The 15,072-nt window shown below is 40.1% G+C and carries 12 protein-coding genes; 2 read left to right on the forward strand and 10 right to left on the reverse strand.

Features of this window, described 5'->3' with window-relative positions:
* Positions 1 to 366: 366 nt before the first annotated feature.
* From IGI54_RS06985 to IGI54_RS07020, 8 genes are all read right to left on the reverse strand, one after another.
* A complete protein-coding gene (locus IGI54_RS06985; protein ID WP_071862816.1) occupies positions 367 to 1,872 on the reverse strand; it encodes a HAMP domain-containing sensor histidine kinase in 1,506 nt (501 codons plus the stop codon).
* A complete protein-coding gene (locus tag IGI54_RS06990; RefSeq protein ID WP_071862817.1) occupies positions 1,869 to 2,555 on the reverse strand; it encodes a response regulator transcription factor in 687 nt (228 codons plus the stop codon). The genes IGI54_RS06985 and IGI54_RS06990 overlap by 4 nt, the downstream gene beginning before the upstream one ends.
* Before the next feature lie 110 nt (positions 2,556 to 2,665).
* Positions 2,666 to 4,087 carry an NADP-dependent phosphogluconate dehydrogenase gene (gndA, locus tag IGI54_RS06995; RefSeq protein ID WP_430620269.1) on the reverse strand — a complete coding sequence of 474 codons (1,422 nt, stop codon included), beginning with the start codon at positions 4,085 to 4,087 and terminating at the stop codon, positions 2,666 to 2,668.
* A gap of 243 nt (positions 4,088 to 4,330) precedes the next feature.
* Positions 4,331 to 4,510 carry a 50S ribosomal protein L32 gene (rpmF, locus tag IGI54_RS07000; protein WP_010740070.1) on the reverse strand — a complete coding sequence of 60 codons (180 nt, stop codon included), beginning with the start codon at positions 4,508 to 4,510 and terminating at the stop codon, positions 4,331 to 4,333.
* Between the two features lie 57 nt (positions 4,511 to 4,567).
* Entirely contained in the window at positions 4,568 to 5,116 is a 549-nt protein-coding gene (locus tag IGI54_RS07005) for a YceD family protein (RefSeq protein ID WP_071862819.1), read from the reverse strand.
* Positions 5,117 to 5,579: 463 nt separating this feature from the next.
* On the reverse strand, positions 5,580 to 7,364 hold the full coding sequence (gene pyk / locus IGI54_RS07010) for a pyruvate kinase (protein WP_216430979.1): 1,785 nt from the start codon (positions 7,362 to 7,364) through the stop codon (positions 5,580 to 5,582).
* A gap of 61 nt (positions 7,365 to 7,425) precedes the next feature.
* The gene (gene pfkA, locus IGI54_RS07015) at positions 7,426 to 8,388 is read right to left on the reverse strand and encodes a 6-phosphofructokinase (RefSeq protein WP_071862821.1); all 963 of its coding nucleotides are present in this window, start codon (positions 8,386 to 8,388) and stop codon (positions 7,426 to 7,428) included.
* A 140-nt stretch (positions 8,389 to 8,528) separates the two neighbouring features.
* The gene (locus tag IGI54_RS07020; protein WP_430620270.1) at positions 8,529 to 11,789 is read right to left on the reverse strand and encodes a DNA polymerase III subunit alpha; all 3,261 of its coding nucleotides are present in this window, start codon (positions 11,787 to 11,789) and stop codon (positions 8,529 to 8,531) included.
* 213 nt (positions 11,790 to 12,002) lie between these two features.
* Here IGI54_RS07020 and IGI54_RS07025 point away from each other — a divergent pair, with 213 nt between their 5' ends.
* On the forward strand, positions 12,003 to 12,182 hold the full coding sequence (locus IGI54_RS07025; RefSeq protein ID WP_071862823.1) for a YjzD family protein: 180 nt from the start codon (positions 12,003 to 12,005) through the stop codon (positions 12,180 to 12,182).
* 95 nt (positions 12,183 to 12,277) lie between these two features.
* Here IGI54_RS07025 and IGI54_RS07030 read toward each other — a convergent pair whose 3' ends face one another.
* Together IGI54_RS07030 and IGI54_RS07035 are read right to left on the reverse strand one after the other, a co-directional pair.
* Positions 12,278 to 12,688, reverse strand: a complete 411-nt coding sequence (locus tag IGI54_RS07030) for a hypothetical protein (RefSeq protein ID WP_430620271.1) — start codon at positions 12,686 to 12,688, stop codon at positions 12,278 to 12,280.
* A gap of 69 nt (positions 12,689 to 12,757) precedes the next feature.
* Positions 12,758 to 13,960, reverse strand: coding sequence for a multidrug efflux MFS transporter (locus tag IGI54_RS07035; protein WP_071862895.1), 1,203 nt, complete (start codon positions 13,958 to 13,960; stop codon positions 12,758 to 12,760).
* Between the two features lie 273 nt (positions 13,961 to 14,233).
* Between IGI54_RS07035 and IGI54_RS07040 the strand changes: the two genes are divergently transcribed.
* On the forward strand, positions 14,234 to 15,040 hold the full coding sequence (locus tag IGI54_RS07040) for a Cof-type HAD-IIB family hydrolase (protein ID WP_430620272.1): 807 nt from the start codon (positions 14,234 to 14,236) through the stop codon (positions 15,038 to 15,040).
* The last annotated feature ends 32 nt before the right edge of the window (positions 15,041 to 15,072 follow it).

Here is a 15,072-nt window from a genome sequence, read left to right on the forward strand (position 1 = left end):
TTCAGCAACTTTTATATCTTAACAGGTTACTGTCTCGATGTCAAGAACTTTCTCTCAAAAACTTTTTATAAAAAAACATTTTCGGATGACTTCTCGCATCAGCGACTTTATAAAAATACCACAAGTAAAAACATCCGTCAACTATTATTTTGAATCTTTTTTCAAGATGCTTTATTCTCTTGGGAACAGATAATAATATAGCAATCTTCAAGTTACATTGCAACTATTTTTTGAACTTTTTTCAATCTTTTTTGCTTTTTCGAACGTTCTTGCAAAACTCCAAAATAACGTTCGATTTTAAAACAAAAATAACGCTATCTAGAATAATTTCATCTTTGAACTTTCGCATAAAAAAACAACCGAATTTTACTCGGTTGTCTCTTCTTCTAGCATTGGAATAAAAATTCTAAAAATCGTACCCTTTCCAACAGAGCTTTCGACACTAATATTTCCTTTATAGCTCTCTAAAAGTTTATGAGCGATAGACAATCCTAAGCCATTTCCGCCTTTTGTTCTAGCACGGGCCTTATCTACTCGATAAAAACGATTGAACACTTTACCAATATCTTCATCGGGAATCCCTTCACCAAAATCTTGAATCGCGATTTCAAAACGATTGAAGGTTGAAGAAACAGAAATATGGACTTCCTTACGATCAGTCGAATATTTCACTGCATTATCTAAAATAATAATCAAAATTTGCTCTAAGTGATTGCGATAAATTTTTAAAATCTTTTCTTTATCCAAATCATCATCTAAGGTAAAGGTAAATTCTGGATAAAGTAGTTTGAAATTATTAAACACTTGGTACGTAACTTCTTTGGCTTTTGAGGTTTCATTGCCATAATAAACATCTACTTGCTCAGCTCTAGATAAATCTAGCATCTCTTGAACGAGACTCTTCATCCGAACCAGCTCTTGTAAACTGGCTTGAATCGACTCATCAAGGATCTCAGGATCATCTTTTCCCCAACGGTTCAGCATATTCAGATGTCCTTCGATTACAGCAACTGGGGTTCTTAGTTCGTGAGATACATCCTCTACAAACTGTTCTTGTTGCTCAATATACATTCGTATCCGATCAATCACATCATTAAAAATCACCGCTAAGTCCGCCAACTCGTCATTAGTGGTAATGTCTGGAACATGGACTTCTGCTTGCGGATCTTGACGGATAATTTCCATGGTATCGCGGAGAATTTTTACCGGCTTCAAGAAATAGGAAGACAATAAGAAACCAAAGAAACTACTTAACAACAACGAGAAGATTTCCAAAATGATCAACGTTAATAGTAATTTGCTCCGCATCTCATAAAAATCTGAAAGCTCATAAAAAATCTGGGCATAGCCGATTTTCTCACCGGTTTTTTTAGAATAGATTGGTTCAACTGACAGGAAACCATTTTTTTCATCCACTGTCACAATAGTAGGACTTTTATGCTTTGTCTGAACTAATGGTTGATACTCTTCCTGTGTTTTGAAAATCAATTTTTTGTCTAGATTATAGATGTCTAGCGATAGTTGTCGTTGACCTAGCTCTGAGATGAAATCGTCGATGCGCATCATATTGCCTTCTAAGGTCATGTTTTGATCATATAAAGAGTTGTCTTGCGCAGTAGATTCCGTCAATGTTCGATACGTACTTACGAGCGTCAGCTCTTCATCCGCATCGGCTAGCCGTGAGGTCACCGCTGTAATGGTCCGTTCGACGTTGTTTCGTTCCTTCGTTACAATCAGATTCACGGAGGACTTGTAAGTAATCACCGCGAAAATAGTAAACACCACAAATATAAAGAAAGAACTTGTAAAGGCCCACTTGATGGTAAGTGAGGGCCCTTTCAGTTCTCTTTGATTCTTGATAAATTTTCTCATGAGCGCATAACGTAACCAGTACCACGCACTGTTTGGATATAGCTATCTTCACCGGGTACATCAATTTTATTACGCAAGTAACGAATATATACGTCTACCACATTGGTTTCGACTTCTGTTTCATAGCCCCAAACCTTATTTAATAAAACATCACGGGCAAGAACCACATTGACGTTTTCCATTAGTGTTAACAGCAACTCGTATTCACGTTTCGTTAATTCGATAATTTCATTGCCACGGCGAACCACTCGATTTTCTTTCTCGATCGTTAAATCGCGGTACGTAATCGTGGTTTGTTTAGCAACATTTTTATCGCCTTCGATATCGATACGGCGAAGTAATGCGCGTAAGCGTGCTAATAATTCTTCGATTGCGAAAGGTTTGACGATATAGTCGTCTGCCCCATGATCCAAACCTGAAACGCGGTCAATAACTGAATCACGAGCTGTCATCATAATAATTGGCGTATTTTTCACCTGACGGACGCGACGGCAAACTTCAAGACCATTTAATTCAGGCAACATTAGATCAAGTAAAATTGCATCCCAGTCACTTTCCAATGCAGCTTCAAGGCCAGTTCTGCCATTATAATGCACTTCTGTTTCGTAACCTTCGTGCTTTAATTCCAGCTCGACAAAACGAGCTAGATTTTTTTCGTCTTCAATGATCAGAATATTACTCATTTTTTTAGTTCCTTTCCAAGTTAAGTTTCATTAAACCTTTACCATTATAGTGGTATTCATACTAAAAAGCTATAGCCAGTTTAACATGGGATTTTAAATCAGCTGTTTTTTTATTCTTCGTGATACCAGCTGTAATGATAAATCCCCTCTTTATCGGTCCGTTCATAAGTATGAGCACCAAAGTAATCACGTTGCGCTTGGATTAGGTTTGCTGGTAAACGTTCAGCTCGATAAGAATCATAATAAGTAATCGCTGATGAGAAGGTTGGAACTGGAACACCTGCTTGAACAGCAATCGCTACAACATCACGGACAGCTTGTTGATACTTCGCGGTAATTTCTTGGAAATATTCATCTAGCATCAAGTTCGCCAAGTCTGCATCCTTTTCGTAAGCATCGGTAATTTTTTGTAAAAAGCGAGCACGAATAATGCAACCGGCACGCCAGATTTTCGCGATATCGCCAAATGGCAGGTCCCATCCGTATTCTTTTGAAGCACTGCGTAATTGCGCAAATCCTTGCGCATAGCTCATGATTTTGCTGAAGTATAATGCTTCACGGATTTTTTCGATCAATTCTTGTTTGTCGCCTTCGTATTTATAAGGAGCTGGTTTTGGCAAGACTTTGCTAGCGGCAACCCGTTCATCTTTATATGCAGAAATAAAACGAGCAAAAACTGATTCAGTAATCAACGGTAGTGGCACACCAAGGTCTAAGGCACTTTGTGAAGTCCATTTACCAGTACCTTTATTACCAGCTGCATCCTTAATCACGTCAACGATTGGTTGATCCGTTCCTTCATCATCTTTACGTGTCAAAATATCCGCTGTGATCTCGATCAAATAGCTGTCTAATTCGCCTTTGTTCCATTCGGAAAAGACATCCGCCATTTCATCAACTGATAGTCCTAATAATTGCTGCATCAAATCATACGATTCGGCGATCAATTGCATGTCGCCATACTCAATACCATTATGAACCATTTTTACATAATGGCCCGCACCATTGGCACCGATATAAGTAACGCATGGTTCACCATCTTCAGCTTTGGCAGCGATTTGCTCAAAGATCGGCGCAACTAAATCATACGCTTCTTTTTGACCACCAGGCATCATTGAAGGACCTTCTAACGCACCTTTTTCACCACCGGAAACACCAGTACCGATGAAGTTGATTCCTGAGTTGGCTAATTCTTCATTGCGGCGAATCGTATCTTTAAAGAACGTATTTCCTCCGTCAATCAAGATATCGCCTTTATCTAAATGAGGTAATAATGATTGGATTGTTGCATCCGTAGCAGGCCCCGCTTTGACCATCAATAAAATTCGACGAGGTTTCTCAATCGAATCAACAAATTCTTCAATCGAAAAAGTAGCTTTCAACTTGCGATCAGGATGTTCTGCAACAACCTCCTCCGTTTTTGAGCCTGTCCGATTGTACAAGGCAACAGAATACCCGCGGCTTTCAATATTCAAGGCTAGATTCTTGCCCATTACTGCCATACCTACGACACCAAATTGTTGTTTTGACATAATTATCCTCCTAATTCGTGTTAAACACTTATTTTTCTTTAGAAAAATAAGATAGATTCTTTCCATGTTTAACGTTTCTACCATCCGTTGAACACGCAGTAAAATCGTTTTGTTAGCATTCAATACGTTTCTCATTATATCCTAACAAAGTAAGAATGGAAAATGAATTGTGTTAACTCTAAGAAAAAAACCCCAAGACTCCATGGTTAGTCTTGAGGTTTTGGCTTCTCTATTAAAAAGTGCTTATGCTTCTTTAGACATAACATCTTTTCCATCATAGTAGCCACAGTTGGCACATACGTGATGGCTCTTCTTCATTTCGCCACAGTTTGGACATTCGTTCAAACCTTTGATGGTTAATTTGTAGTGAGTACGACGTTTGTTCTTTTTAGCTTTTGATGTTTTTCTAGCTGGTACTGCCATTGGGTGTTACACCTCCTTATAAAATGAAGTATCATTAATGATACATTTATTCCAATCTTACTGATCATCTTCCTCATTGAATAATTCCGATAACTTCGCAAGACGAGGATCAATTGTTTCAGCAGATTCCTTTTTCTGGAAATACTCTTCTTCGCTAACAACTTCCCAATCGTTACCTTTTGGAAGGTCGGTCGCTTGCTTTTCTTCCTCAGAAAAAACTTGTAGCGGAATCGCCAGTAAAATGTTGTCTTCGATGGAGTCCGTCAAGTCGATCGTATCATTGTCTATGACAAGGATCTCTTCGTCTCGCTCATCTTCCAATGAAGACCATTGCTCCCGTGTCATGAATACCTCATCCACCGATAAATCAAGCGGTAAGTCAACTGGTTCCAAGGAACGTGCTGAAGGAACAGTTACAATTGTTTTCAATTGATAATGTAAAATGTATTCATTTTTTCCAACAGACAAGAGACCCTCCACAGTAACCGGAGCTACCGCCAAGATTTCGTTATCTCGCGCTGTTAATGTTTCACTTACATCGATCGTTTCTGAAAAATTTAGTGCTTCTTCTTTGTAGCGGCGTAATTCGCCAATCGACCATTTCATTATTCATCACCTCTAAGCAACAATCGCTATTATACAGGTGTAAAAAATCTTTGTCAATGAAATTTTCTTGACACCCTTAAAGGTTTTCCAACTCACCTAGATTTTAAGCAATAAGACGAAAATAGATAGAAATCGTTCATCAGATTTATATACATTTTTGCTAATTGTTGAAAAATTTAGCTTAGAACGCTAGATGTCCGAACAAAACCAGTTGTCCTTTTTCGAAAATACTCATTTCAGACAAATTTGATTTACCCATAATCTTAGCCAACTCAAATAATTAGGAGATATAAATTTTATCAAAATTTATGCGTATCGTCAGCGACAGACTATCCAAATAAACGTTTCGCATCCGATTTTCCTAATCACGCTAAAGCGTGATTAGAAAAACTCGCAAAAGGAGACTGTGACAAATTGTCGCAGTCCCCCGCATTTCTTTTTTAAAACGCTGATCTAAAGGTTATTAGATCGCTGTTGTTTGTCCACGGTATACAATACCACGACGAGGGTCAACAGTGACTAATTCACCGTCAACAACAGTTGAAGTTGCTTCTTTAGCACCTACGACTACAGGGATATCTTGAGCAATACCAACGACTGCAGCGTGTGAAGTTAAGCCGCCATCTTCAACGATCAAAGCTGCTGCTTTTTCGATTGCTGGCATATATTCTTTATCAGTTGTAGGAACAACTAAAACCATACCATCTTTTGCTTTTTTAATTGCTTCTTCAGCAGATTTAGCAACGACTGCATGAGCAACGACTGTTGATTCACCAACGCCTTGCGCTTCTAATAATTTAGAACCGATCATTTGAACTTTCATTACGTTAGTTGTTCCACGTTCGCCAACTGGTACACCAGCAGTGATTAAGATTAAATCGCCTTCTGAAGCGAAACCTAAATCTACAGCTTGTTGAGCAGCTAAGTCGAACATTTCATCAGTTGTTGTTGGTTTTTCAGCAACTGTTGGATAAACACCCCAGTTAACCATCAAGCTACGTTTTGTACGTTCGTCAAAAGTAACAGCCAAGATATCAGCATCTGGACGGTATTTAGAGATCATACGAGCTGTGTGACCTGATTCAGTCGCAGCAACGATTGTTTTAATACCTAAGTTTTTCGCAGCACGAGCAACAGATAAACCAATTGTTTCAGTTACGTTTGATTTGTCGAATTCGTTGATTTGGAATGAACCTAATTCTGATAAAGCAGATTCAGCTTCCATATCGATGCGAGCCATTGTACCAACAGCTTCAACTGGGTATTTACCGTTTGCAGATTCACCAGAAAGCATCGTTGCATCTGTTCCGTCAAATACAGCATTGGCAACGTCAGAAGCTTCCGCACGTGTTGGACGTGGGTTTTCTTGCATTGATTCTAACATTTGAGTTGCAGTGATTACTGGTTTACCAGCGTAGTTACATTTTTTAATGATACGTTTTTGAACCATTGGTACTAATTCAGGTGCGATTTCAACACCCATATCTCCACGAGCAATCATGATACCGTCAGAAACTTTGATGATTTCGTCGATATTATCGATTCCTTCTTGTGATTCGATTTTAGGGAAGATATGAACGTGTGTCATATTTTTTTCTTCAAGGATTTCACGAATATCAAGAACGTCTTGTGCTTTACGAACAAAACTTGCAGCGATAAAGTTGATGTCATTGTCTAAACCAAAACGGATATCATCTGCATCTTTTTCAGTGATCCCTGGCAAGTTGATTGAGATTCCAGGAGCGTTCACACCTTTACGAGAACCTAGCATACCAGCATTTTTAACTAGCATAATTAATTCGCGGTTAGCTTCGTCTTTGTCTACGATTTCCATGTCGATCAGACCATCATCGAATAAAATGTGTCCGCCGATATGTGCATCGTCGAATAAACCTGGGTAAGTCACAGCAATTTTTTCTTTCGTTCCTTTTAATTCAGAGTCCATTGAGATGCGTGTTTCGTCGCCAACGTTAAATTCGATATAACCAGCACGACCGTAGTCTGCTTCTGTTGTGTCTTGAACAGTTGTACGGATTTCAGCACCTTTAGTATCTAATAAGATACCAACATCTTTACCTGTTTTTTCGACTGCATCACGAACCATTTGCATACGTGACAATTGTTCTTCGTGATCTCCGTGTGAAAAGTTGAAACGGAACACGTTGGCACCAGCTTCGATTAATTGAGAAATTGTTTCAACTGTGTTACTTGCTGGTCCTAATGTACTAACGATCTTCGTTTTTTTCATTACGTAATACGCTCCATTCTTGATTGTTTATAATATATAGTCTGCACTATTATTAACGAGATTAAAATGAGATTTGGTTGTTTAATTCATACAACGATAAATCAGGCTTGTGTTTATTGTTTTCTAATGTGTCGATGATGTCAGCAGCAACGACGTCATTGTTTTCGATTCCGATACACAATCCGCCTTTACCTTCTAATAATAAATCAACAGCGTATGAACCAAATTTACTTGCTAATACACGGTCGCGAGCGCTTGGAGAACCACCACGAACAACGTGACCTAACACACTGACACGTGTATGGAAGTCGCCGTATTCTGCTAGTTTATCAGCGAATTCATTTCCGCCCATAACGCCTTCAGCCAAGATAATCAAGCAATGTTTCTTCCCGCGATCACGGCCTGCTTGAATTTTCTTCGCGATTTTTTCCATATCGAAATCATGTTCAGGGATCACGATTTCGTCTGCTCCGCCAGCAACACCTGACCACAAAGCAATATCGCCTGCGTTACGTCCCATTACTTCGATGACGAATGTACGAACGTGTGAAGTTGCAGTATCACGGATACGGTCAACTGATTCTAATACGGTGTTGATTGCTGTATCAAAACCAACCGTGAAATCAGTTCCGGGAATATCATTATCGATCGTTCCTGGGATACCAACAGCTGGATAACCGTGTTTTGTTAAAGCCATCGCACCATGGTAAGAACCATCGCCACCGATAACCACTAAGCCTTCAATACCGAATTTTTTCAATTGTTCGATCCCTTTTAATTGCCCTTCTTCAGTAGCAAATTCAGGATAACGAGCAGAATATAAGAAAGTCCCGCCGCGTTGGATCTTATCTCCAACATCAGCAACGTCTAGACGACGGATGTCTCCAGCAACCAATCCAGCAAAACCGTAATTGATTCCGTAAACTTCCATGCCTTCGAAAATTGCTTTACGCACAACGGCACGAACAGCAGCGTTCATTCCTGGAGCGTCTCCTCCACTTGTTAAAATTCCAATGCGTTTCATTTTCTCACCTCATAAATATTTCTCGAAAAACGTACATCGTTTAATTCATGGTACATTCTACCAAAAAACATCCCAAAAGTCTTGGGATGTCCACGTGAAAAGCCGAGTTTTTGCAAAAAGTTTTTGAAAGTTACAAGAAATCATCTTATTACGATGTTTTGTTCCCCTAATATGTCACGTAAAGCATTTAACAGGGTGTCATTAATCCCCACCCAGAACTTTTTATCCAACACAATCTTTTTGCGATTTTTTTCATAATAGATAATCACCGGTACTTTTCCTGGAGAAGTTTGGAGTTTATCGGCAATCGCTTGTTGAATTGCTTGGTCATCTTTCTCTGCTGGCACACGCAAAAACAATGTTTGGTCACTGATATTTTCTTCAGCAGTCTCTGCTAATTCCAATTCTTCCACTAACAACTGAAGAGCTTGATCATAACGACTACGTTCGACCTTTCCAGCGACTAAATAAACCTTTTCTAACTCCAGCGCATTGCGGATTCGACGATAGGTCTGTGGGAAGATTGTCAAAGAAATCTCGCCACTTTGATCATTTCCAGTCAAGAAGGCCATCTGCTCACCCTTTTTGGTGCGAATCTCGCGTATATCCTTTAAATAGAAAAGAATCTTGCTACGGCTACCGACAGATAACTCCGTGATAGCACGCAAGTCCTTTTGTTTAAGCAACTTAGGGAAATTCTCCGTAGGATGGCCTGAGACATACAGCCCTAGATATTGTTCCTCATAGTTCAAACGCTCAGCTAAAGAATAATCCGCTAACGGCCGTTCCTTTAAGCTCATCACGTCTAACAGAGACATGCTGCCACCGCTATATTGCACGTTCTGGATCTTCCCTTCTAATTCTTCGATTAGCTGTCGGCGATTGGGATGCAGTTCATCAAAAGCACCAATCAAAATCAATGGTGCAATGTACTCATTTTTCAACCAACGTTTTTCAACGTTTAACAAAAACTGATCTAAGGACTTAAAGGGACCATTTTCTTTGCGAGCCGTCAGAATGTTGCTGACAAAGTCCCGCCGAATTCCTTTAATGGCATCTAAACCAAAGCGAATCAACTCTTTTTCGACTAAGGTAAAGCTGTACTGACTGCGGTTAACATCCGGCGCTAATAATTTTACCCCGGCTCGATTGGCTTCCGCGATATATTCCCGCAATTTTTTCGGATCATTCCGCACCGATTGCATCAATGCTGTATAAAAGGCCCCAGGATAATGAACTTTCAAGTAGGCCATTTGATAGCCGACAAAACTATAGGCCACCGAATGAGAACGGTTGAAGCCGTAATTCGCGAAACGTTCAATATAGTCATAGACTTCTTCGGCGCTTTTCTGACTATGCCCTCGTTGAACAGCCCCATCAACAAAATGTCGACGCTCTTCGTCTAATAAATCTTTTTTCTTTTTGCTCACCGCCCGGCGCAAAATATCGGCTTGTCCTAAACTAAAGCCGGCCATCTGAGCAGCAACTTGCATGATTTGTTCTTGATAGACGATAAAGCCATAGGTTGGTGCTAAGATTGGCTTCACTGACGAGTCCGGAAAAGCAACGGGCTCCTTTCCATTTTTACGAGCAATAAATTGGTCAATGATCTGCATTGGACCAGGTCGATACAGCGCATTAACCGCTACGATGTCTTCAAAGTCGGTAGGATGTAATTTGCGCAACACATTTCGGATACCTGCAGATTCGAATTGGAACACGCCGCTTGTCTCACCCCGCTGAAATAACGCCAAAGTCTCTGCATCATCTAAAGGAATTTTTTTAAGATCCAGTTCCTCATGATAAATGCGGCGAACATTCTGTAAGGCTGTATCAATGATGGAAAGATTCCGCAAACCAAGAAAGTCCATTTTCAATAAGCCGATCGCTTCTACATCCGTCATGGTGAACTGAGTCAGTAAAATGTCCTCCGAACCATTTTGTAATGGCACAACTTGCATTAAATTCACATCGCTGATCACCACACCGCCAGCATGGGTGGAAACGTGTCGGGGCAACCCTTCCAGCGTCAAAGCGGTTTGAAACAATAAATTGCTTCGCTTATCATGAGCCACTAGGCGTTTCAAGGGCTCCGACTTTTCATAGGCTTCCTTCAACGTAATTTTCAATTGACTAGGTATGGCCTTTGACCATTGATTGGCTTCACTTTGAGAAAGGCCAAACACTCGGCCGACATCTCGCAAGACCATTTTGGCCGCCATTGTTCCAAAAGTCGCAATTTGCGACACATGGAAATGACCGTATTTTTCATGGACATAATGCAATACTTGATTACGGCGATTATCAGGAATATCCAGATCGATATCGGGCATGCTATTGCGTTCTGGATTCAAGAAACGTTCAAATAAAAGATCGTATTTGATTGGATCAACGTCGGTGATACTCAGAACATAGGCTACCAGCGAACCGGCAGCCGACCCACGACCTGCCCCAGAAGCAATTTTGCTGCGATGAACATAATCCATGACATCCCAAACAATTAAGAAATAGTCATCAAAGCCCATGCTATGAATAATCGCTAACTCTCGTGTCAGGCGTTGACGATAAATTTCTGTAACTGATTCGATCCGCTGCGGTAATTTTTCCCAGCATAGCTCCTGTAAATACTCGTTGGCCGTTTGCTTGGTTGGTACGGGATAATGAGGCAATAGTTTTTGATGTAGCGGCAGTTCAAACTGACACTTCTCAATTATTGCTTCGGCATTCTTGACAGCCTCCGTTTCATTTTGGAAACTTGCTGCCAACACTTGACTATCTAATAGGTAGTTTTCTCCCAGCAGATTACTTAATTCATCTTTTGGCAGCTGCGTGCCATTTTGGATATGCTGCATCACCTTAATGGAAAAAGCCTGATCTGCTTCCAAGTAAGCCACTTGTTGGATCGCGATTCTCGGTAATTGCGTCGTCAAATCAGACGTATCACTGTTTGGCGAAATTCCTAAATAAAATTCTTTCGGCGTTTCCTTTAACACTTCCGCGATGGCAGCATCTCGGTGATCTTCTAAGCCATCTACCGGCAAAACGACGACTAAATTTTCTGTCTGAAGCTGATAGTCTGAGAGCAGCAATGGTTTTTCCGCCATCATGCGTTCACTAGACAAGCGCATCAGCTCCTGATAACCTGCGACATCCTTTGCATAAAACAGTAACTTCGCTGTTTCTTCAGCCAAAGCAAAATCCAATTCTAAGCCAATGATTCCAAGTATTTCTTGCGCTTTACAGGCTTGGAAAAATTCTACCGCGCCGTACAAGACATTCTCATCGGTAATAGCGATCGCCGAGTAGCCACGTTTTTTGGCGGCCTCGACGTATTCCTTGATTGTCAGCGTACTGTTTAATAATGAATAGGAAGTTTTTGTATATAGTTGTGGGATTCCCATGAGATCCTCCTAGTTCGTAGTGATATTTTTAAATAAATCTGACTGCATATCTATGTAACACGAATTTCAAAAATCGTTAATAGTAAATTTCACGCCAAAAAGTGTCGCTGTTCCTACAAATGAAAATTCATTTTTGTTGCAGGACTTTTCTTTACATTTTCAAAAAAAATGCTAAACTGAACCTAGATATTACTGCGAAAAGAGGTGCTCTTGATGAAATATCTAGTTACATTATTTTGGGCTTTCGCAATTGGACAAGCCGTTTGTTATTTAGGTGGTGCCTTGCAAAGCGGGACTTATAACTTCGAACTATCTACGATTATTTCGTTAGTTGTTGGTGTTATCGCGATTATTACCGCACGTTTTGTTTCACCCAAAAAAACTGAAGCATAAACAAAACCAGTTACTTTATTGTAACTGGTTTTTTGTTTATTTCAAACTGCTAGTATCATAAAGATTTCAGCTAACACAATTTCAATGCTTATAGCTTAATGCTGATAAGCAGAAAAAGGTACGGGTAGTTTATATTTACGAATCAACCAGAGCGCTAATGTTAATTGAATAAGACTAATAATCATAAAAATTATCTGAATTGGAAAAATAGCCGCCATCAATAGCCACTGGATGATAATCCATACTCCGGTAATAAAACCCATGAAAGCAGACGAGTAGGCGCCTATTCCAAGCCCTTTCCCAAGTAAAATTCCACTAATTAGATTTCCACCAAAAATCACGGCCAGTAAAAAAATCCCGGGAACTAAAAAGGTCTTAAAGGGAGCATGAACCAACATATCGGTGCTCACTCCCATACTGGCAGCTCCACCAGGAATCAACGCTGCTCCAGCGCCGACGGCTCCAAGTATTGCCATGATCAAATCAAAAATCACCAATCGTTTCATTTCCCTTCTCCTTCCTTTTCAGATTGCAAACTATAATTTGCCAAAAGTTTTAACCAAGTTCTCTTTGAATTATATTTTTGTTTTCGTCACTAATAACTTACGGAAATTAAAGGTACTCAAAATGATATTTCCGAAAACGCAGACACTGGTCACGATAAAAACAGAGGGATAGCCCATCGTGTGTGCCACCGTCGATCCTAGCATTGGACCAATCACCTGACCAAAGTTGTTAAACATTTGATTGTAGCTGTAGATTCTACTAACGCCTTCTGGAGGACTGATTTTACCAATCAATGTATTGATCGACGGCATCAAAGCCCCCGTTGAAAAACCTAGGAAAAAGCGCAGCACACCTAATTGAAACGGTGTTTTGACAAAAGCCATCGGAATAAAACATAAAAGAGATAAGACTAGTCCCGCCAATAAAACTTTATGATTACCGATTCGATCGCCGACTTTCCCCAACGTTGGCGAAGACAAGATCGCCGACACCCCAGCCGCTGAAACGATGAATCCGCTGACTAACAAGGTATTACTACTAGGGCCGCTTAGCTGTCGCACATACAATGTCAAGATTGGACTGATACTAGTCGCGCCTAACTGTAAAATCAAGGTACTAATAAACAAACCAATCAAGATTGGCATGTGATCGATTCGTTTGCGCAGTTCCCCCATACTAACAACATCTTGCTTTTCGATAGGTGTAAAATCTTCTTTGACCATAAAAATAGTCAACACAGTACAGATCAACAAAATAATTCCAGTAATAATAAATACATTTTCTAACCCAAACCATTGAGCCAGCAGTCCACCGATTGACGGACCGATCAAACTCCCTGCTACCGCACCCGTTGAGAGTGTCCCTAAAGCCCAGCCGCTTTTTTGTTTTGGTGCTTGCGAAGCGATCATCGCCGTTGCATTAGGAATATAGCCTGATAGGACACCGGTCATAAACCGCATAATTAACAGCCAATAAACATTTGGGACGAAAGCCAGCGATCCCATTGTCACGGTCATTCCAGCTGCAGCTCGAATCATCATCAATCTTCTACCTTTTCGATCAGCCAAGCTTCCCCATAAAGGTGAAACGATCGCCGCGGCAAAAGCAGTCACCGAAATCGCCAAGCCGGAAAATAATTCAACTTGTGATTCTGGCGTCCCCAACTGTTCAATGTAAACAGGCAAGAACGGCATAACTAAACTAAAGCTTGCGCCAGTAAAAAAACAACCAATCCACGAAACAAATAAGTTTCTACGCCAATTGATTTTCATTGCTTCAAAACCCACTTTCTTCCATTTACCTATCTCTACTATACCAGAGAATTTAATAAAAACGTTTTCGTTGGCTTAACCAATCAGAAATATATTTAATAATTTCATTATTTTTAAGCGCTGTTGTTGCGTTTTTTAATGGATATGCTAGACTAAAACAAGTTGAACCTAAGAATCTTCGTCTAATTTAATAGTAGTTGGAAACCTAATTTGGGGTCAACTCCTGATGAAGTAGGCGTTGCATATAAATATTTTAATGAGGTAGGAGATTTCATGAAAAAATTGATCGCTATTGATTTGGACGGGACGACGCTAAATCAAGATTCTGTAATAACTGAAAAAACCGCTAAAACATTGCATCGTGCGATTGAAGATGGACACTCTGTGGTGATCGCCACCGGCAGACCCTACCGTATGAGCAAGAACTTTTATCAAGAACTACAGCTAACCACACCGATGATCAATTTCAACGGCGCTTTGGTTCATCTTCCAGAACAAAAATGGGCAGGAGAACAAGAAATTTCCTTTAATCGCAGTATTGTGTTTGATTTATTAGCGGAAAAGAAAAATTTAAAGCTGGATTTCATCGCAGCGGAAAATCGCGAAACTTTCTTTATTGATGACCTAAACTTTTTCGATCAGCACTTTTTTGCTAGTGATTTCGCTACGAATGACAATTTATTAACGGTGAACACACTTCAAACCAATCCAACTTCTGTTCTACTAAGGAGCCAACCGGAAAATGTCGGTAGTGTTTCTGAAGAATTGAAGCAGCAATTCGGTCACGAGGTTGAAGTCAATACTTGGGGCGGACCTAAGCCTATTTTAGAAGTTGTAGCTAAAGGCATCCAAAAAGCCCACGGTTTGAAACGAGTCTTAGAAAGCGTCCATCACAAGCAAGAAGACATTATCGCCTTTGGTGATGAACACAACGATGTGGAAATGTTGAAATTTGCTGGTTGGGGCGTCGCTATGGCAAACGGGACTGATCAACTGAAGTCCGTTGCTAATGATATTACTGAACTGCCTAACAGCGAGGACGGCATGGCTGATTATTTAACAAAATATCTTGATTTATAATCGCAAAAAACGCAGTGCTTTTTGTAGAAGCA

It is taken from the genome of Enterococcus sp. DIV0800 (assembly GCF_050559735.1).
GTDB lineage: Bacteria > Bacillota > Bacilli > Lactobacillales > Enterococcaceae > Enterococcus_A > Enterococcus_A devriesei.